17 protein-coding genes are annotated in these 18,390 nt (G+C 71.8%); 9 read left to right on the top strand and 8 right to left on the bottom strand.

Annotated elements, in window-relative coordinates:
* Nucleotides 1-207: 207 nt before the first annotated feature.
* Nucleotides 208-477 (top strand): DUF1540 domain-containing protein, encoded by a 270-nt coding sequence (locus OIE40_RS13820; protein WP_264703142.1) that lies wholly within the window; start codon nt 208-210, stop codon nt 475-477.
* On the opposite strand, the gene OIE40_RS13825 is transcribed toward OIE40_RS13820, so the two are convergent.
* On the bottom strand, nt 462-1,319 hold the full coding sequence (locus OIE40_RS13825) for a hypothetical protein (RefSeq protein WP_264703144.1): 858 nt from the start codon (nt 1,317-1,319) through the stop codon (nt 462-464). The two genes, OIE40_RS13820 and OIE40_RS13825, sit on opposite strands and share 16 nt — an antisense overlap.
* 291 nt (nt 1,320-1,610) lie before the next feature.
* Here OIE40_RS13825 and OIE40_RS13830 point away from each other — a divergent pair, with 291 nt between their 5' ends.
* The gene (locus tag OIE40_RS13830; RefSeq protein ID WP_264703145.1) at nt 1,611-2,732 is read left to right on the top strand and encodes a carboxylate-amine ligase; all 1,122 of its coding nucleotides are present in this window, start codon (nt 1,611-1,613) and stop codon (nt 2,730-2,732) included.
* Between the two features lie 16 nt (nt 2,733-2,748).
* Here OIE40_RS13830 and OIE40_RS13835 read toward each other — a convergent pair whose 3' ends face one another.
* Nucleotides 2,749-3,879, bottom strand: a complete 1,131-nt coding sequence (locus OIE40_RS13835) for a glucose-1-phosphate adenylyltransferase family protein (RefSeq protein ID WP_264703147.1) — start codon at nt 3,877-3,879, stop codon at nt 2,749-2,751.
* A gap of 64 nt (nt 3,880-3,943) precedes the next feature.
* Between OIE40_RS13835 and OIE40_RS13840 the strand changes: the two genes are divergently transcribed.
* Nucleotides 3,944-5,509, top strand: coding sequence for an alpha-amylase family glycosyl hydrolase (locus OIE40_RS13840; protein ID WP_264703149.1), 1,566 nt, complete (start codon nt 3,944-3,946; stop codon nt 5,507-5,509).
* A 289-nt stretch (nt 5,510-5,798) separates the two neighbouring features.
* On the opposite strand, the gene nhaA is transcribed toward OIE40_RS13840, so the two are convergent.
* A complete protein-coding gene (nhaA, locus tag OIE40_RS13845; protein WP_264703151.1) occupies nt 5,799-7,031 on the bottom strand; it encodes a Na+/H+ antiporter NhaA in 1,233 nt (410 codons plus the stop codon).
* Between the two features lie 224 nt (nt 7,032-7,255).
* Between nhaA and OIE40_RS13850 the strand changes: the two genes are divergently transcribed.
* Entirely contained in the window at nt 7,256-8,356 is a 1,101-nt protein-coding gene (locus OIE40_RS13850) for a GNAT family N-acetyltransferase (RefSeq protein ID WP_264703153.1), read from the top strand.
* Nucleotides 8,353-9,006: a PQ-loop domain-containing transporter gene (locus OIE40_RS13855; protein WP_264703156.1), complete on the top strand. Its 654-nt coding sequence runs from the start codon at nt 8,353-8,355 to the stop codon at nt 9,004-9,006. Before OIE40_RS13850 ends, OIE40_RS13855 begins: the two co-directional genes overlap by 4 nt.
* Nucleotides 9,007-9,009: 3 nt before the next feature.
* On the opposite strand, the gene OIE40_RS13860 is transcribed toward OIE40_RS13855, so the two are convergent.
* Nucleotides 9,010-9,642 (bottom strand): transcriptional regulator, encoded by a 633-nt coding sequence (locus OIE40_RS13860; RefSeq protein WP_264703157.1) that lies wholly within the window; start codon nt 9,640-9,642, stop codon nt 9,010-9,012.
* Nucleotides 9,643-9,647: 5 nt separating this feature from the next.
* A complete protein-coding gene (locus OIE40_RS13865; RefSeq protein WP_264703159.1) occupies nt 9,648-10,604 on the bottom strand; it encodes an aldo/keto reductase in 957 nt (318 codons plus the stop codon).
* Nucleotides 10,605-10,718: 114 nt separating this feature from the next.
* Here OIE40_RS13865 and OIE40_RS13870 point away from each other — a divergent pair, with 114 nt between their 5' ends.
* Genes OIE40_RS13870 through OIE40_RS13885 form a run of 4 tightly spaced genes read left to right on the top strand, consistent with a single transcriptional unit; the run spans nt 10,719 to nt 15,050 of the window.
* Entirely contained in the window at nt 10,719-12,131 is a 1,413-nt protein-coding gene (locus tag OIE40_RS13870) for an alpha,alpha-trehalose-phosphate synthase (UDP-forming) (RefSeq protein ID WP_264703434.1), read from the top strand.
* Nucleotides 12,128-12,925, top strand: coding sequence for a trehalose-phosphatase (gene otsB / locus OIE40_RS13875; protein ID WP_264703160.1), 798 nt, complete (start codon nt 12,128-12,130; stop codon nt 12,923-12,925). The genes OIE40_RS13870 and otsB overlap by 4 nt, the downstream gene beginning before the upstream one ends.
* 9 nt (nt 12,926-12,934) lie before the next feature.
* Nucleotides 12,935-13,654: a CPBP family intramembrane glutamic endopeptidase gene (locus OIE40_RS13880; RefSeq protein ID WP_264703161.1), complete on the top strand. Its 720-nt coding sequence runs from the start codon at nt 12,935-12,937 to the stop codon at nt 13,652-13,654.
* A 1-nt stretch (nt 13,655) separates the two neighbouring features.
* Entirely contained in the window at nt 13,656-15,050 is a 1,395-nt protein-coding gene (locus tag OIE40_RS13885; RefSeq protein WP_264703162.1) for a tryptophan-rich sensory protein, read from the top strand.
* A gap of 142 nt (nt 15,051-15,192) precedes the next feature.
* On the opposite strand, the gene phoA is transcribed toward OIE40_RS13885, so the two are convergent.
* From phoA to OIE40_RS13900, 3 genes are all read right to left on the bottom strand, one after another.
* Nucleotides 15,193-16,617, bottom strand: a complete 1,425-nt coding sequence (phoA, locus tag OIE40_RS13890; RefSeq protein ID WP_264703163.1) for an alkaline phosphatase — start codon at nt 16,615-16,617, stop codon at nt 15,193-15,195.
* 87 nt (nt 16,618-16,704) lie between these two features.
* Nucleotides 16,705-17,907, bottom strand: a complete 1,203-nt coding sequence (locus OIE40_RS13895; RefSeq protein WP_264703166.1) for a cytochrome P450 — start codon at nt 17,905-17,907, stop codon at nt 16,705-16,707.
* Nucleotides 17,904-18,350, bottom strand: a complete 447-nt coding sequence (locus OIE40_RS13900; protein ID WP_264703168.1) for a VOC family protein — start codon at nt 18,348-18,350, stop codon at nt 17,904-17,906. Before OIE40_RS13900 ends, OIE40_RS13895 begins: the two co-directional genes overlap by 4 nt.
* Nucleotides 18,351-18,390: the final 40 nt, after the last annotated feature.

Consider the following 18,390-nt stretch of genomic DNA (forward strand, 5'->3'; position numbering starts at 1 on the left):
GGTGGTTTGCGTCAAACGACGCATATCCCTCATGCCGGTTTCACACCTTGTCAACAGCCTGTTAGTCCATCCTGAACCAGATTTACGAAAAATCGATTTCGTCTCTTTGAATGGCACTTAGGTAAGGCTAACAGTGCTTGGCACGGCCAATTGCCGCGACTATTTTGAGGTCATACCGAACGTCGAGAGCGATCCAAGGAGACCATGATGAGCACCCTCGTCCAGACCTGCAGCACCACCGCGTGCGCGTTCAACAACGGCGGCTGCACCGCCCTGGCCATCACCGTCGGCGGAGCCGAGAAGGCGTCCTGCGTCACGTTCGTCGAGCTGGACGCCCGCGCCGCCCTCTCGTCGCCGAACGGTCAGGTGGGCTCGTGCAAGCGTCTCGAGTGCGTGCACAACAGCGACCTGCTGTGCACCGCCGGCGCCATCACCGTCGGCGACACCGCCGACTGCCTCAGCTACGAAGCGCGCTGAGTCCCGCAGGCGACACCTGCCGCAGTTCCCAGGAGCTGGCCGACGAGTTCGGCCAGCTCCGCTGCGTTTCGGGCCGGCCGCGAAAAGGCGAACAGCACCACCCGTGAGTAGCTGTCGGACACGCTCATCAGGGTGAGCCCCACTTGGTCGATGTCGACGCAGTAGAGCTGACCGTGCATGTGCGGGCAGGTGTCCTGCTGTCGTCCGGACAGTTCGATCGCGGCGTCCCAGCCGGCGTCCGCGGCCGCGAACAGGTCGAGCGCGTCGATCGGCGAGACGGCGCCGATCAGTTCGCGCGCCTCCCACTCGTCGGCCGGTCCCGGGTAGGCGGGACGGCTCAGGTGGGTCTCGACGATCTCCTCGTACGCGAGGGGGGTCACCCCGGCGCTGTCGTGCAGCAGCACCCGGTCGGTGGCCACGACGCCGAGGCGTCCGCCCGGCAGTCCGGCCAGATGCGCCACCCGCGGGTCGAGGTCCGGATCGGCCAGCCGCTCGGCCTGCTCGTCGTCGGATAGCCACTCCAGGGTGCCGAGCAGGTGCACCGCGCTGGACGCGATCCGCACCGACCATTCCGGGGCTTCCTTGACGATCTCGAGCCGGACGCGCAACGGCACCTGGCCCCAGGTGGTGACCGGAACCTCGGGGTCGGCCACACAGGCCACCAACAACTCGCCGAGCTCGCTGAGGGCGTGACACATGGCGGAGGTCTCGGCCATCGGCGACAGGTCGTAGGCGAGCATCGCCGTGCGACCCGAGCCGGCCAGCAGCCGGTGCGCCAGCGACAGTGAGCGCGCAGCCAGCGCGGCGTCCTGCACGATGAGTGCGGAGTGAACGGGTTCCACCGGACCCCCTTGAGTGGTCTTCTCCGGCAATAGGCAAGGCCAACCTAACCTAAATCTCGCGACCGTGGGCCGGGGCGTCTCATCCTTGGCGACCTCCTCGGAGCGCGCGGTCGTGCAGGATGGCGGCATGGTCGATCAACAGCGCCTGTGGGACGACGAGGCAGCTGCTTGGTACGACACCCCCGGCACGGGCATGGTGCTGGGGCCCACGGTGGCCGGAACGAGCTTCGCGCTGGCCTGACGATCGTCCCGGCGCTCGGACGCCGCCGGCGCCGCAGCTAGGCTTCGCGGGTGAACCAGACCGGGCCCGCCACGTTCGGCGTCGAGGAGGAGTTCCTGGTCGTCGAGGCCGGGCGGGGGCGTCCCCTGCCGGCCGGCGACGAGGTCGTCGACCGGGCCAACGAGCAACTGCCCGACGACGGCGACTTCGGCGACGACGCCGTCGAGCACGAGTTCAAGCGTGAGCAGGCCGAGCTCGGCTCGCTGCCGTGCACCACCGCCACCGAGCTGCGCGCGCAACTGGTCGAGCTGCGCTCGGCCATGGCGGCCGGGGCTGCGGCGTCGGGGGCTGCGGTCGCGGCGATCGGCACCAGTCCGTTTCGGGTCCGGCCGACCGCCACCGCCGATGAGCGCTACGAGCGGATGACCGCCGAGTTCGGCCTGTTGGCCCGGCAGTCGCTGACCTGCGGCCAACACGTGCACGTCGAGGTCGGCTCGCGTGACGAGGGCGCCGGCGTGATCGACCGGCTGCCGCCGTTCCTGCCCGTGCTGCTGGCACTGTCGGCGAACTCGCCGTGGTGGCAGGGCGAGGATTCCGGCTACGCGTCGTTCCGGTCGGCGATCTGGGGGCTGTGGCCGACGGCCGGGCCGTCGGGGCCGTTCGGCGACGCGGCCGGCTACGACGCCGCCGTCGCGCAACTGGTCGCCACCGGGTCGGCGCTCGACGAGGGCATGGTCTACTTCGACGCCCGGCTGTCGGCGAAGTACCCGACGGTGGAGGTGCGCGTCGCCGACGTGTGCACCGACGTGGACGACGCGGTGCTGATCGCGGTACTGGTGCGCGCCCTGGTCACCACGACGTCCCGGGCCTGGGCGGCCGGCGACGCGGTGGAGCCGAGCCCGCCGCAGTGGCAGCGGGCCGCGACCTGGCGGGCCGCCCGGTACGGGCTGACCGGCAGCCTGGTCGACCCGGTCAGCCGTGACCTGGTGCCGGCCGCCGACGCGGTCTCGACCCTGGTCGACGCCGTCGGTGACGCCCTGGACGCCATCGGGGAGCGCGACCTGGTCGCCGACGGCTTGGACCGGCTGCTGCGCACCGGCACCGGTGCCGACCGACAACGCCGGGTGCACGCCACGACGGGTTCGCGGGCGGCCGTGATGCGGGACGCGATCGCGCGCACGGCGTCCGCCTGACGCCGGACCGCTCGACTCAGTCGAGGGGTTCGCGACTGTCGACGGTGCCGTCCGCCCCGATCAGGGTGACCCGGTCCGGGCCGCCGATCGCGCGTCCGGGCACGGTGGCGCCGATGTCGACGATCACCCGCTCCAGGTCGGCGCCGGAGGCCACCACCACCCCGTCGAGCAGCACCGAGTCACGCACCACCGCGCCCGCCTCGACCACGACGTTCGGCCCCACCACGGAGTGCTCCAAGGTGCCGTGGATCTCCGCGCCGGCCGAGACCAGCGAGTCGATCACCCGAGCCGATCGGTGCACCCGGGCCGGCAGCAACTGGGGCTGAGCCGAAAGAATGGGCCACGCCGGGTCGTCCAGCACCGCGCCCTCGCCGTCGATCAGCTGCATGTGCGCCGTCCAGTACGAGCGCAGCGTGCCCAGGTCCATCCAGTACCGGTCGAGCCGGTGCGCCGCCACCCGGTGGTGGGCCAGGAAGTACGGCACCAGGTCGTGGCCGTAGTCCTCCAGCTCACCCCGCGTCGCCAGCTCGTCCAGCGCCTCCAACAGCAAACCTGTGTCGAACAGGAACATCTCACCGGTCACCAGGGTGCCGTGCGGCTCCTCGGGCTTGTAGTCGAAGCCGGTCACCAGCCCGTCGTCGTCGACCTGCACCACGCCGTAGCGCGACGGGTCCTCCGACACCTCGGTGACGACCATCGTCAGCCCGGCCTCCTTCGCCAGGTGCGTGTCGATCACGTCGAGGAAGTTGACCGTGTACAGGTGGTCGGCGCTCAGCACCAACACCAGGTCGGGATCGAAGTCACGGATCTGACCGGCCTGCCGGTAGATCGAGTCTGTGTTGCCCTGCGCGAACCCCTCGCCCTCGGCACCCTCGAACGGCGGCAGCACCTGTAGCCCGCCGTGCGAGCGGTCCAGGTCCCAGGGGCGGCCGTTGGCCAGGTGCTGGTTGAGCGAATGCGGCAGGTACTGCTGCACCAGCCACACGTCGGAGATGTGCGAGTGCACCAGGTTCGACAGCGAGATGTCAATCAGCCGGTAGGTGCCGGCCACGGGCAGCGCCGGTTTCACCCGGCGCTGCGTGAGCGCCCCCAGCCGGGACCCCTTGCCTCCGGCCAGCACCAGCGCCAGCACCTTGGGGATTCGCATCGGGATCCTCTCGCAACGGGGTGGAGTCGTCCATCCTGCCAGACGGGACGGCAGACTCTGCACCATGCCCACGACCACCCAGCCGACCTGGTGGGGCGACGGCGTCGTCTACCAGGTGTACCCGCGCTCGTTCGCCGACTCCGACGCCGACGGCATCGGCGACTTCACCGGCATCCGGGGCCGGCTGCCGTACCTGCGCGACCTGGGCGTCGACGCGGTGTGGCTCAACCCGTTCTATCCCTCGCCGCAGGCCGACCAGGGCTACGACGTCGCCGACTACACCGGCATCGAGCCCGACTACGGCACCCTGGCCGACTTCGACGCGTTCCTCGCCGACGCCCACGAGCTGGGCCTGCGGGTGATCATCGACATCGTCGCCAACCACTGCTCGAGCGAGCACCCGCTGTTCCGCGCCGCGCTGGACGCCCCCGCCGGCTCACCCGCACGGGCCCGGTTCCACTTCGCCGACGGACGCGGCCCCGCCGGTGAGCGGCCGCCCAACAACTGGCGGGCCATGTTCGGCGGCCCGGCCTGGACGCGGGTCGCCGACGGGCAGTGGTACCTGCACCTGTTCACCCCGCAGCAGCCCGACCTGAACTGGCGCCACCCCGGCACGGTCGCGTTCTTCGACGACGTGCTGCGGGTCTGGCTCGACCGCGGCGTCGACGGCTTCCGGCTGGACGCCGCCCAGGGCCTGTTCAAGCACCCAGACCTGCCCGACGCCGACGACCCCGAGATCGACGAGCGCAACGGCGACGCGCTCAACCCGCACGCCTGGAACCGGCCCGAGGTGCACACCGTCTACCGGCACTGGCGCACCATCGTGGACGAGCGCGAACGCGGCGACGGCGTCCAGCGGCCGCTGATCGGTGAGGTGACCGGGCTCGGTCAACTCGCCCTGCCCGACTACGTGGGCCCCGATCAGCTGCACCAGGCGTTCTTCTTCGACTTCATGGTCACCCCGTGGGACGCCGCGGCGCTGAGGGCGGTGATCGAGCGTGGTCTCGATCTGGCCGCGACCACCGGCGCCCCGGTGACGTGGGTGCTCGGCAACCACGACATGACCAGGCTCGCCACCCGGATGCCGGGCCGGGCGCTCGCCGCCACCCTGCTGCAGCTGGCACTGCCGGGCGCCGCCTACCTGTACCAGGGCGACGAACTCGGCCTGCCCGAGGTGCTCGACCTGCCTCCCGAGGCGCGCCGCGACCCGCTGTTCCGCAACACCGGCGGGCGCCGGCTCGGCCGCGACGGCTGCCGGGTACCGATCCCGTGGTCGGGCGATCGGCCCCCGTTCGGCTTCTCCGGCACAGCCGGCACCTGGCTGCCGCAACCGGACTGGTTCACCGCGCACACCGTCGAGGCCGGCCTCGCCGACCCGGGCTCGATGCTGCACGCCGTCCGCCGCGCGTTGCGGCTGCGCCGGGGGCTGGCCGGCCGGCCGCTGCGCTGGCTGGACGCCCCACCCGGCGTCCTCGCCTTCGAGCGGCCCGCCGCCGTGGACGCCTTCCGCTGCGTCACCAACACCACCGACGAGCCGGTCACCCTGCCGGACGCCGGCGAACCCGCGCTGGCCTCGGCTCCGGTGACCGGCGGCGTGCTGCCCGGCCACTGCACCACCTGGTGGATGTAGACCCTGGTGCTCGCCATGATCGCCACCCTGCTGCTGCTTGCGCCACTGACCACCCTGGGGGCTGGGCACCCTCGACTCGGCCGGCCTGCGCGAGACGCTGCTGCCGCTGCGAGCGGCGCTGGGCGCCGCCACCGTCACCAGCCTGGCGCTGATGCTGCCCCTGGTCGGCCCCAAGTGCTGATGGTCCCCGAGGTGATCGGGCTGTTCGTCGGCAGCGTCGCGGTCGCCGCGGGCCTGGCGGTGCTGGGCGCCTTCGCGGGCCGCCTCGTCGACCGGGGGCTGGTGGCCGTCAGTCGATGACGCCGGTGTCCACGTCGGGGACGCCGTCGACGTTCATGTCGGCATCACGGGCCCGGTGGGCGTCCCATCGCAGCAGCACCGCGCCCAGCACACCGGCCAGCAGCGACCCGGCCAGGATGCCCACCTTCGCCGCCCCCAGGTGCTCGCCGCCCTCGAACGACAGTTCGGTGATCAACAGCGAGACGGTGAACCCGATTCCGGTCAGGAAACCGACCGGCAGCAGGTCACGCAGGCCGATGGCATCCGGCAGGCGCAGCGGGGTCAGTGTGGTGACCAGCGCGGTGACCCCGAGCACGCCGAGCACCTTGCCGGCCACCAGCCCGACCAGCACCGCCCAGAACACGCTGCCGCCGGCCGACCCGGACAGCGAGACGCCGGCGGCGAAGAAGGCGAACACCGGCAGCGCGACGCCGGTCGACAGCGGCCGGACGGCCTCGTCGTAGCGATGGGTGCGCGGCTCGTCCTCGCCGTGCACGACCAGCGCCGGGACGCAGAAGCCGCACAGCACCGCAGCCACCGTGGCGTGCACCCCCGAGGCGTGCATGAAGCCCCAGGCGACAACCCCCACCGGCACCAGTACCCACCAACCGGTGCGGCGCAGCCGGACCAGCACCCCGTACACCACGATGGCGGCCAGCGCGCAGCCCAGTGTCACCAGATCGATGTGGTCGGTGTAGACGACGGCGATCACGATAATGGCCAGCAGGTCGTCCACCACCGCCAGGGTCAGCAGGAACACCCGCAGCGCCCGCGGCAGGCCGCGTCCGAAGACGGCGAGGACGGCCAGCGCGAACGCGATGTCGGTGGCGGTCGGGATGGCCCACCCCTCGACCGCGTCGTGGCTGCCGGTGCCGAGCACGATGGCCAGGAACAGCAGCGCCGGCAGCACCATGCCGCCGACCGCGGCGAGCACCGGCACGGCCGCCTCCTTCGGGTGCCGCAGGCTGCCCGCAACCACCTCGTGCTTGAGTTCGACCCCGACCACGAAGAAGAAGATCGCCAGCAGCCCGTCCGACGCCCAGTGCGCCAGCGACAGGTCCAGGTGCAGCGGCTCCCAGCCCAGCACCCAGTGCGAAAGGTCCTCGTATCCCTGTGCCCAGGGAGAGTTGGACCAGACCACCGCGAGCACCGCGGCGACAAGCAGCAGGACGCCGCCGTGCACCTCGTCGGCCAGCCACCGGGCGAGCCGGGCGAAGCGGGTGGGGGTGGCTGTCACGGTCATCGGGTGGCCTCTCTGCAGTGGCGGCGACGCCCCGGGACGCCGGGACGGCCGACCAGACTTCCCGGCACTCCAGCGCTCAGCCTAGTGGTCGTGTGCCCGGGGCGGACCAGCGGCGCTGTCCGGCGCGCGAAAGCGTCAGCGAGCGACTGCCGGGCGGGCCACACTTGGCGGTGATGAACGCCGTCCCGCCCAGCAGGCCCCGCCCGATCAGGCGGCGGCCCCCGGTGCCACACCCCGGTCTTCCCGGCGACATCCCGGGCGCCGAGCGCGCCTTCTTCGTCGAGGAGTTCCGCGGCATCACGATCCTGGTGGCGCTGCCGGCGCTCACCGAGGGGGGCGTGGACGCCGTTGCGCGCACCGTGGCCGGCTTCGAGCCGGGCGACACCCGGTTCGTGCTGGTGCTCGACGGCGATGCCGACGCCCGGCGGATGCAGGCGGCGCTGACCGGCCGCTCGGCGGTGGTGGGCGCCCCCGAACCCGACGACCGGGCCGGACTGGCCCGATTGTGGCTGACCGTCACCGACGAGCACGTGGCACTCGTCGCCGCGCCCGGCCGGGTCTTCGAGGTCGCCGGCACCCTGGCGGCGGGACTGCGGGCCACGAAAGTGGTGCTCACCGACCCCGACGGCGGCTGGGGCGATCCGCCGCGCAGCTTCGCCGACCTGCAGCTGTACCGGCGGCCGCTGCAGCGGGAACTGGACCGCCGCGGCATCGGCCACCTGCTGCCCGCCGCCGAACGCGCCCTGCGCGGCGGCGCCTACAGCGTGAACCTGTGCCGGGCCGAGGATCTCGAGGCCGAGCTGTTCACCTTCGACGGCGCCGGCACCCTGATGACCCTCGGCGGCTACCTGGCGCTGGCAGCGCTGCGGGTCGACGACCTACCCGCCGTCGAGGCGCTGGTGGCGCAAGGGGTGCGCGACGGCGTCCTGAAGCCGCGCAGCCGCAGCGAGATCGCCCGGATCGCCGCCGGCGGGCTCGGTGCGCGGGTCATCCGTACCGGCCACCTGGCCGGCGTGGTGGGCCTGGAGACCGATCGCTACGCCGGCCTCGACGTGGCCGAGGTGTCCGGGCTGATCACGGTCAGCGAGTTCTCCGGTGCGGGCGCCGGCGGGCTGCTGGTGCAGGGCCTGCTGGCGCAGGCCGCCGAGCTGGGGCTACGGGCCGTCTTCGCCGTCACCGTCTCGGACAACGCGGCGGAGTTCTTCCTCGGCCGCGGCTTCACCGAGGTCGGCCGCGACGACGTGCCGGCCGCCAAGTGGACCGGCTACGACCCTGTCCGGCGTGGGCTGACCCGCTGCTTCTGGCACGACGTGGCGGCCCGGTGACCGTCGTGCAGGTGGTCGGCTGGCTCGCCACCGCCGTCGGGATGTCGCTGGGCCTGCCCCAGTTGCTCAAGCTGCTGCGCACCCGCAACGTCGAGGGGTTGTCGCTGTTCGCCTGGCAGGCCACCTTGGTGGTCAACGTCATCTGGCTGGTGCACGGCCTGCGCATCGAGCAGCCGCCGCAGTGGCTGACCAACGTCTTCGCGCTGAGCACCACCCTGCCACTGGTCGTGCTGCTGACCCGCGCGCGCCGGGTCCCGCTCGTCCGGACGCTGTGGCCGGCCCTGGCCTCGGCGGCGGTGATCATCGGCATCGACGTGCTGTTCGGATCGGCGATCTACGGGCTGGCCGCGATCCCTCCTGCCATCGCCGCCACCGGCGGCCAGAGCGTCGAGCTCGTCCGGGCCGAGCACGTCAAGGGCGTCTCGGCGGTGTTCACGATCGGTGCGTTCGTCAACCAGTGCCTGTGGCTGGCCTTCGCGTTCCTGATCGCGGACGCGGGCTCGATCATCGCCACCACGATCCCGTGGGCGATCACCGGCTTCAACCTCGTCTGGTACGGGTTGCGGCTGTTGGGGCTGCGCGCCTTCGACGCCCGGTCGCCGGCTCTCGTCCGGGTAGGGGCGGTGCGCCGGCACGCCGAGCGCAGCTGACGCTCAGTCGTCGGAGCCGCGGGGGATGCCCAGGGTCGCCAGCAGATCCTCGTGGAACTGGATCCAGACCAGCTGCACCGATGCCCGGTCGGGCGCGTCCAGCCATTCGTGGCGACCGTGCCGCACCTTCGACAGCGCCTGGTGGTGCCGGTGCGCATACCCGTCGAAGCGGTGCAGCACTCCGCTGAGCACCGCGTTGAGGTCGGCGAGCGCGGCGTCCACCGCTTCGAGTTCGACCAGCACCCGGGCGTCCCAGACCGGATCGTCGTGATCATTGGCCGCGAACCGGTCCCACCGGGTCGGCCGCAGTTGCCAGTTGGTGCAGGCCACTCCGTGCCGCCGGTTCAGCGGCCGGAACCGTTGGTGCACCTGGGCCACCAGGGCCCGGCCCGCCACGGCGTCCAGTTCGGCCGCGAGCGTGCGTTCGTTCTCGGCCCGGCCCCGCTCGGTGAGCGACCAGGACTCGCCGTAGACGTCGTGCCGGCTCACCCAGCCGTAGGCCTGGAAGTCGAGCAGATGCTCGCGCACATCGTCCGACGACAGCCCGAACCGCCGGGCCACCGCCTCGGTGCTCGGCCCGCCCAGCACCCGGACGCCGTGCAGCGCCAGCAGGTCGGGGGCCGAGCGCGCCACCATCGGCGTCAGGCGAAGGTGGTGTACGAGAAGGCCGGGTTGTGCCGCAACTCGTCCAGCTCGGCCAGGTCGGACGCCGTGGGCTGCCACTGCGCCGCCTCGACGTTGGCGGCGATCTGTTCGGGACGGGTCGCGCCGCTGATCACGCTCGGCACGGCCGGCTGGGCGGCGAGGCCGCCGATCGCGACGGTGAGCAACGACAGGCCGCGGGCGTCGGCGTAGCCCTGCAGCGCCTCGATCCGGTCCCAGTCGGCACCTTCCAGCCGGGCGGTCTGGCTGGCCAGCCGGCTGCCCTCGGGGGCTGCCTCGCCCCGGCTGTACTTGCCGGTCAGCAGCCCGTAGGCGAGCGGGAAGTACGGCAGCACGCCGATGCCCGCGTGCTCGCAGGCCGGAACGAGTTCGTCCTCGGCGGCCCGGTTGTACAGCGAGTACTCGTTCTGCGCCGAGACGAACCGCTGCAGGCCCGAGTTGCGCGCCGTCCAGTCGGCGTCCGTCACCTGCCAGGCGGTGAGGTTCGACGATCCGAGGTAGAGCACCTTGCCTTCGGCGACCAGTTCGCTCATCGCTTCGAGGGTCTCCTCGATCGGGGTGATCGGATCGGGCCGGTGCAGCTGGTACAGGTCGATGTAGTCGGTGCCGAGCCGGTGGAGGCTGGCCTCCACCGCCCGGCGCACGTAGCGGCGCGAGCCGTGCGTGCCGAAGTGCTCGGCGTCGTGATCACCCATGCCGAACTTGGTGGCGACGATCACGTCCTCGCGGCGCGACCCCAGCGCCCGGCCCAGGTACTCCTCGCTGGTGCCGTCGGCGTAGGAGTCCGCGGTGTCGAACAGGGTGATGCCGTGCTCGATCGCGGCGTCCACCACCGCTTTGGTCTGGTTGTAGTCGATCCGGGCGCCGAAGGCGTTACAGCCCACGCCCACCACCGAGACCCGCAGGCCGCTGTCTCCCACCGATTGGTAACGCATGCCTGCAACCTACCCGGGTGGTCGGCTGCCGACCCGGGCCGACCGGACGCCGAACCGGCCGCGTCCCTGGCAGCGCGATAGCGTGGAGGTTCAGCCGACTCACCGAGGAGCTTCATCGTGAACAAAGCCGACTTCGTCGTCGTCGCCAACCGGCTCTCCGTCGATTCCGACGGCGAGGGCGGCTGGAAGCGGTCGCCGGGCGGCCTGGTCACGGCCCTCGAGCCGGTGATGCGCAAGGCCGAGGGCGCCTGGGTCGGCTGGCCGGGCAAACCCGACCTCGAGCTGGAACCGTTCGAGTTCGAGGGCACCGACCTCATCCCGGTGACGCTCAGCGCCGAAGACGTCGAGCTGTACTACGAAGGCTTCTCCAACGACACCATCTGGCCGCTGTACCACGACGTGATCGCCGCTCCGCGCTACCGTCGCCCCTGGTGGGAGGCCTATGTGCGGGTCAACCAGCGGTTCGCGGACGCCGCCGCCGAGGCGGCCGCAACCGACGGCACCGTGTGGGTGCAGGACTATCAGCTGCAGCTGGTCCCGGCCATGCTGCGCGAGGCGCGGCCCGACCTGACCATCGGCTACTTCCACCACATCCCGTTCCCCGCCTACGGGCTGTACTCACAGCTGCCGTGGCGCCGGCAGGTGCTCGAGGGGCTGCTGGGCGCGGACGTGATCGGCTTCCAGCGGGTCGCGGACGCCGGCAACTTCGCCCGCGCCGTGCGGCGGTTGTTCAAGTACGACACCAAGGCGTCCGGCATCACAGTGCCGCTGCCCGACGGGGGCAGCCGCAAGGCACTGGCCAAGGCGTTCCCGATCTCGATCGACGCCGAGTCCTACATCGAACTGGCGCAGCGCGACGACATCAAGGCCCGGGCCCGGGAGATCCGCGAAGGGTTGGGCAACCCGGCCACGGTGCTGCTGGGGGTGGACCGGCTGGACTACACCAAGGGCATCCAGCATCGGCTGAAGGCCTTCGGCGAACTGTTGCAGGAGGACCGGCTGGCCAACGCCGACGCCACCCTGGTGCAGGTGGCCAGCCCCAGCCGCGAACGGGTCGAGACCTACGCCCAGTTGCGCGACGACATCGAGCTGACCGTCGGCCGGATCAACGGCGACTTCGACACCGTCGGCCACACCGCCATCCGCTACCTGCACCAGTCGTTCCCCAAGGAGGAGATGGTGGCGCTGTACCTGGCGGCCGACGTGATGCTGGTGACGGCCCTGCGCGACGGGATGAACCTGGTGGCCAAGGAGTACGTCGCGGCCCGCACCGACAACCGCGGCGTGCTGGTGCTGAGCGAGTTCGCCGGCGCCCACGATGAGCTGCGCGCCGCCGTGCACGTCAACCCGCACGACATCGAGGGCCTGAAGGACGCCGTCATGCAGGCGGTCGAGATGCCGCCGGCCGAACAGCGCAGACGGATGCGGTCGCTGCGCAAGCGGGTCATCGAACACGACGTGGAGGCGTGGTCGAAGGACTTCCTGGACGCCCTGTCGAAGGTGCGCGGCAAGGACGTGACCGAATGAGCGCCACCGTGGAGACGCTGGCCCGCACCGAACGGCTGCTGGTCGCGCTCGACTTCGACGGCACCCTCGCGCCGCTGACCGACGAGCCGATGGCGGCCCGGATGCTGCCCGAGGCCCGCGAGGCGGTCACCGCGCTGGCCGCCCTGCCCGACACCACCGTCGCGCTGGTGTCCGGCCGGGCACTGCCCGACCTGCGGATCATCGCCGAGCACGACGACGACTCCGCGTTGCTGCTGGCCGGATCGCACGGCGCCGAGTTCTGGACCGGCGGCCAGGCCGAGGCCACCGACGACGACGCCGAGGCGATGGCGCTGCGCGACGAGCTGCGCGGGAAGGCCGAAGGCCTGGTCGAGCCGTGGGAGGGGGTCTGGGTCGAGCCCAAGACGTTCGGCTTCGCCGTCCACACCCGGCTGGCCGACGAGGTCACCTCGGCCACGGCGACCGAGGCGATGGACGAACTGGTCCGCACCGAGGCGCCCCGGTGGCGCCGCCGGCTGGGCCACAACATCGTCGAGTACGCCTTCCGCGACGAGGGCAAGGACACCGCCGTGCGGGTGCTGCGCGAGCTCACCGGCGCGACGGCGGTGCTGTTCGCCGGCGACGACACCACCGACGAGGACGCCCTAGCCAGCCTGGGCGAAGGCGATCTGGGGGTGCTCGTCGGCGACCGGGACACCCACGCCAGCCTGACCGTGCCCGACATCCCGGCGATGGCGGCGCTGCTCGGCCGGCTCGCCGGCCTGCGGGCGCAGGCCCCCCGACCGGGTGGGTTGTCGCGCACGGACACTGCCTAGACTTGACCGGTGCCGGTCTTCGCCGAACTGCGCGCCTTCTTCCGCGCCAGCCTCGTCGATCCGGTGCGCTCCGACCAGGGCGAGGAGCCGGGCCCGATCCGGCGGCGAAGGGTGGTCACCGCGGCCACCCTGCTGGCCGGGGCCCTGATGCTCGGCTGGTCGCTGTCGATCAGTCCCGGCGACCCGCTGTTCTACCCGGCCACCGTGGGGGTGGCGGCGATCTGGGTGGTGGGGGCCTTCGCGTCCGGCCCGCTGCACCTGGGCACGGCCCGGACCCGCGACGGAGGTTCCAGCCGCTCGCTACTGCAGGGCCTCATCCTCGGCGCCCTGCTGCTGGCGCTGTTCCTGGCCGGTGCGGTGCTGGTCGGCCGGGTGGACCCGCTGCGGGCGCCGGTCGACTCGCTGCTGGCGCACGCCCGGTTCGGTTCGCTGCCGATCGTGGCGGCGATCACCGCGGTCAACGGCGTCGCCGAGGAGTTGTTCTTCCGCGGCGCGGTCTTCGCCGCCGCACCGCACCGCTGGCGGGTCTGGCTCAGCACCGCCGCCTACGCCCTGGCCACGGTGCTGTCCGGCGTCGCGCTGCTGGTGCTCGCCGCGGTGGCGCTGGGGCTGCTGACCGGGCTGCAGCGGCGGGTCACCGGCGGCGTCCTGGGCCCGATCGTGACCCACCTCACCTGGTCGCTCGGCATGCTCCTCGCGCTGCCGTGGGCCCTGGACGTTTGGAGATGACATGAAGGTTCTGGTTACCGGCGCCTCCGGCTACATCGGCTCGCACCTGGTGCCGCGGCTGCTCGAGGCCGGCCACGAGGTGGCCGTGCTGTCGCGCAATCCCGACCGGTTGCCCGACGCCTGGCGCGACCGGGTCGAGGTGCGCCGCGGGGACGCCGCGTCGGCGTCCGACCTGGCCGAGGCGCTGGCGGGGGTCGAGGTCGCCTACTATCTGCTGCACTCGATGGACGGGCACGGAGACTTCGTCGCCCGGGACCGGGAACTGGCGACGGGCTTCGCCCGGGCCGCACGGAACGCGGGCGTGGGCCGGCTGGTGTACCTGTCCGGGCTGCACCCCGACGGCGAGCTGTCGGAGCACCTGGCCTCGCGGGTCGAGGTGGGCGAGATCCTGCTCGGCTCGGGGGTGCCGACGGCCGTGCTGCAGGCCGGGGTGGTGCTGGGCGCGGGTTCGGCATCATTCGACATGCTGCGGCACCTGACCGAGCGGTTGCCGGCGATGGTGGCGCCGAAGTGGTTGGACAACTCGATCCAGCCGATCGCGATCACCGACGTACTGCACTTCCTGCTCGCCGCCGCCACCCTGCCGGCCGAGGTGAACCGCAGCTTCGACCTGGGCGGGCCCGACGTGCTCACCTACCGGCAAATGATGAAGCGCTACGCCGAGCTCGCCGGCCTGTTCCCGCGCGCGATCCTGACCGTGCCGGTGCTGACCCCGAAGCTGGCCAGCCACTGGGTGGGGCTGGTCACCCCGATCCCGTCGGGCATCGCCCGGCCGCTGGTGGGTTCGCTGATGCACGACGCGGTGCGGCGCGAGTTCGACGCCGAGGAACTGCTGGGCGAACCCGACGGCGGCGCGACGGGCTTCGACGATGCGATCACCGCGGCGCTGGACGACGTGGACCCGACGCTGTGGGGGCGCACGCTCGCCGCGGTCGGGGCCGGCGTGGCCGGCACCGCCGTGGCCGGCGGCCTGCTCACCGACCCGACCAGCCACTGGTACCGGCGGCTGCGCAAGCCGCCGATCCAGCCGCCCGCCGCGGTGTTCGCACCGGTCTGGACGACCCTGTACGGGCTGATCGCCGTGGCCGGCACCGCCACCGTCGCCGACGCCCGCGAGCGCGGCGACGAGGCGGAGGCCGAGGCGTTCGAGCGCGCCCTGGCGCTCAACCTGGCGCTGAACGCCTCCTGGAGCGGGGTCTTCTTCCGGGCGCACTCCCCCGTCGCCGCTACGGTGACGGCGGCGGCGCTGGCCGCAAGCAGCGCCGACCTGACCCGGCGGGCGGCACGGCAGGGCGCCGGCAAGGCGATCGCCCTGGGTGCCTACACCGCCTGGTGCACGTTCGCCACCGTGCTCAGCGCCGCGATCGCAACGAAGAACCGCAGGCGTGGTCGCTGAGTTCTGAGATCCGGCCCCGCGTTGACCAGGTCACGGCGTGACCGGTCCGGGCCGGTCCGTGCAACGGGTGTGAACGCAGGGACCGTCCCCACTTTCACGACGAACGGGAAGGTGGGGACGGCCTGGACGGCTCGGCCAGCGGCTACGACTTCTTCTGGCCCAGCCCCAGAATCCGCCGGATCGTGGTGTTCAGGTCGGTCTGGTCGGTGAGCCCGGTGATGTTGGCGGCCCCCGGACCGTAGCCCGCGATCCGCAGTTGGGTGCCGGTGTGCTGCATCGACGAACCCTTCTCCGAGGTGGCGTAGTTGATCGTCATAGGAGCATCGTCGGCGGTCAGCAGGTTCACCGTATAGCCGGGTGTGACCGAACCGGCCTCGACGATCTGGCTGGTGTGGGCGTGGTCGGCGGTGACGAACACCGAGGTGTTGCCGTCCTTGGCTGCGAAGTCGAGAGCCACCTTCACCGCCTCGTCCAGGTCGACGGTCTCACCGATCTGCCCGCAGGCGTTGGCGGCGTGGTCCTGCTTGTCGATGCTGGCCCCCTCGACCTGCAGGAAGAAGCCCGGCCCGTTGCGTTTGGTGTTCAACAGGCTGATCGCCTTGCTGGTCAGGTCGGCCAGCGTCGGCTGGTCGGCGGCCCGGTCGGGGTTGGCGGTGCAGCGCACCGGATCCTTCTTGCCGCCGTCGGACGTCGCCTCGGGACCCACCCAGCGCACCGGCAGGTTGCCGGAGGCGAAGAGGCCCAGCAGAGGCTTGTTCTGGTTGGCCTTCTTCACCTTGGCCAGTCCGGCAGCGTCGCTGACGATCTGGTAGCCGCGCTCGTAGGCCTGCTGCGTGAGGGTCTTGCCGGCGTACTCACCGGCGGTGGCGACCTCGTTGAAGGTCTTGGCACCGCCGCCCAGGGTGACGTCGGCGCGGGTGGCGATGATCTGCTCGGTGATCGAACCCGCGCCACCGTTCTCGATGGCGTTGGTCGGGCAGGTGGTCAACGTGACGGCGGGCCCGTAGCAGGAGCGTGCGGTCACGTGCGCGGCCTGAACGGCGGGGGTGGCGTCCTGGATCTCGGCGGTGGTGACGTTGCCGGTGCGAAGGCCCTTCTGCTTCGCCAGTTCGAGCAGTGAGGCCCGCGACCTGCCGTTGACGTCGACCGAGATGGCACCGTCGTAGGACTTGAAGCCGGTCGCCCAGGCCGTGCCGGTGGCGGCCGAGTCTGGGTCGTAGTCGGGCTTCTTGGTGGTCTTGTTCAGCGAGTAGGTGGTGTACTGCCCGGTCAGCGGCAGCGCGTCGATGCCGGCGAACCGTCCGGCGGCACCCTTGTAGTAGTTGCGGGCGATCGTGATCTCGGAGTCACCCATGCCGTCGCCGACCAGCAGGATCACGTTGCGGGCCTTGCCGCCGATCACCGACTGCCGAACCTCCTTGGTCTTGTCGCCGTCGTTGCGGTTGGCGCCATGCAGCACGGTGAGGTCGGGTGCGGTGGCGGCGACGGACGCGATGGTGCCGGTGGCCGCGGTGAGCGCCAGAGCGGCCACACCGGCCCGCACGACGCGCTTCGATGGGTTCCTCATGGGGATCCTTCCTGGGTTGTCGGACAGCCGGAGTCCAACAGCACCCAGCAACGCCACGGCGACTCTCGGGTGACGCTCAGGAGACGATCAGGTGGCGGTACCGACCTGCAGCCGGAAACCGCGGAGGGTGTAGCCGGCGATCAGCTCGTCCCAGCCGATCGTCGGCTCGCTGACGACCCGGACGCCGTGGGCCAGCAGCCTGCGCAGCAGCACGTCCGCCTCGAGGATCGCCAGCGGCTGGCCGGGGCAGCGGTGGGCGCCGTCGCCGAAACTGAGCACCGCGTCGTTCACGCCCGCCGGCAGGGGACGCCCCGGGCACACCTCCAGCGGGTGGTCGCCGACGGTGGCGGGATCGGCGTTGGCGGGCAGGATGCACAGGTCGATCAGGTCGCCCGGTGCGGGGGTATGCGTGGTGCGCTCGGTCGATCCTGTCGAGCTCTCGGTGAACGTGAACGGCTGTCGAACCCGCCGGTACAGGTGCCCGACCACCGGTTCGAGCCGGATGATCTCGTTGAGGATGGCGTGCCGTTCCGGCTGCCCGGCCACCAGGTACCGGGCCCGGAGAGCCTCGTCGCCGACCAGGTGCCAGGCCGCCATCGCGATGAACTCGCGAGTGGTGACCATGCCGGCGGTGCCGTAGGTGACGCACTCCACGAGAATGTCGGCGTCGGTGTAGCCCTGCCCGATGAGGTGGCTGATCACGTCCTGGCCGGGGGTTCTGCGCCGCACCCGGATCGCCGGACGGACGTCGGCCAGATACAGCCGCAGCACGGGGAGCAACCCGCGCCAGGCCGCCAGCGCCCACTGCCGCGGCGTCCGGCCCAGATCGGCGCGGGTGATGTCGAAGGGTGGCTGGTTGAAGAACGACTCCAGCCGGCGCGCCATCGCCGGCACGCTCGACTCGGTGAGGCCCACCGCCTGCGCGGTCACCTCGACGGTGTACAGCAGCGCCAGTTCGTCCAGCACCACCTCACTGCCGGACGCCGCGAGCAGCCGGTCGGCGCATTGCTCCATCAGCGCCAGGTAGCGTTCGGCGACGACCTTCGGGGCGAAGAACCGTCCCACGGCGGAGCGCTGCTCGTCGTGCAGCGGGCCGTCGGAGATCAGGATCGGGTGGTGCTTCAGGAACCCCTTCGGGATCCATTCGGCGGTGAACCCGGCCTGGGTCGTCGCGCGCCGCTCCCGCAGCACCTGCCGGGCCGCGGACGCAGACCGAACCCGCCAGACGTGCCCCGTCCGTTCGACGGGTGGGACGTCCGGTTCGCCGGCGCGGACGGCGCGACGGGTCATGGCCGCCGGGCCGGCAGCGGCGGGTGTTCGGGCAGGTCGTGGGCGGTCGCGTGCGCCGGCTGGTACAGCATGATGTCGTCCGCCCCGGGCACCTGCAGCAGCACCGTCCTGCCGAAGCCCTGGTCGCGGGGCTCGGTGCTGAACGTCGCACCAAGGCCCGCGAGTTCGGCCATGGTGGCGTCGAGGTCGTCGCACATGAGGGTCAGTTCATGATGTCGAGGCGCACTCCACTCGCCCTCGCGGGTCGGATGGACACCCAACTCGCTCGGACCGGAGCGGAAGATCAGCCACTCCGCCGGGTCGGTGCCGCCGGTGCCGACGCCGGTGCCGGCATCGCCCCGCTCGCCCTCGGAGACGAAGGGCCAGCGCAGCACCTCGGCGAGGAAACGCCGGGTCGCGGGCGGATCGTCGGAGTAGATCATGGCGTGCAAGGCACTGAGCATGCGGACAGGCTAGTCGCGCCCGACGACAGCCAGGCACCCA

The sequence above is a fragment of the Micropruina sonneratiae genome (assembly GCF_025972045.1).
Taxonomy (GTDB): domain Bacteria; phylum Actinomycetota; class Actinomycetes; order Propionibacteriales; family Propionibacteriaceae; genus Micropruina; species Micropruina sonneratiae.

Bases quoted from the DNA above. Each gene is read 5' to 3' on its own strand.
- OIE40_RS13820 (WP_264703142.1), top strand. From the start codon at position 208: ATGAGCACCCTCGTCCAGACCTGCAGCACCACCGCGTGCGCGTTCAAC.
- OIE40_RS13835 (WP_264703147.1), bottom strand. From the start codon at position 3,879: ATGCGAATCCCCAAGGTGCTGGCGCTGGTGCTGGCCGGAGGCAAGGGG.
- OIE40_RS13840 (WP_264703149.1), top strand. From the start codon at position 3,944: ATGCCCACGACCACCCAGCCGACCTGGTGGGGCGACGGCGTCGTCTAC.
- nhaA (WP_264703151.1), bottom strand. From the start codon at position 7,031: ATGACCGTGACAGCCACCCCCACCCGCTTCGCCCGGCTCGCCCGGTGG.
- OIE40_RS13860 (WP_264703157.1), bottom strand. From the start codon at position 9,642: ATGGTGGCGCGCTCGGCCCCCGACCTGCTGGCGCTGCACGGCGTCCGG.
- OIE40_RS13865 (WP_264703159.1), bottom strand. From the start codon at position 10,604: ATGCGTTACCAATCGGTGGGAGACAGCGGCCTGCGGGTCTCGGTGGTG.
- otsB (WP_264703160.1), top strand. From the start codon at position 12,128: ATGAGCGCCACCGTGGAGACGCTGGCCCGCACCGAACGGCTGCTGGTC.
- OIE40_RS13885 (WP_264703162.1), top strand. From the start codon at position 13,656: ATGAAGGTTCTGGTTACCGGCGCCTCCGGCTACATCGGCTCGCACCTG.
- phoA (WP_264703163.1), bottom strand. From the start codon at position 16,617: ATGAGGAACCCATCGAAGCGCGTCGTGCGGGCCGGTGTGGCCGCTCTG.
- OIE40_RS13895 (WP_264703166.1), bottom strand. From the start codon at position 17,907: ATGACCCGTCGCGCCGTCCGCGCCGGCGAACCGGACGTCCCACCCGTC.
- OIE40_RS13900 (WP_264703168.1), bottom strand. From the start codon at position 18,350: ATGCTCAGTGCCTTGCACGCCATGATCTACTCCGACGATCCGCCCGCG.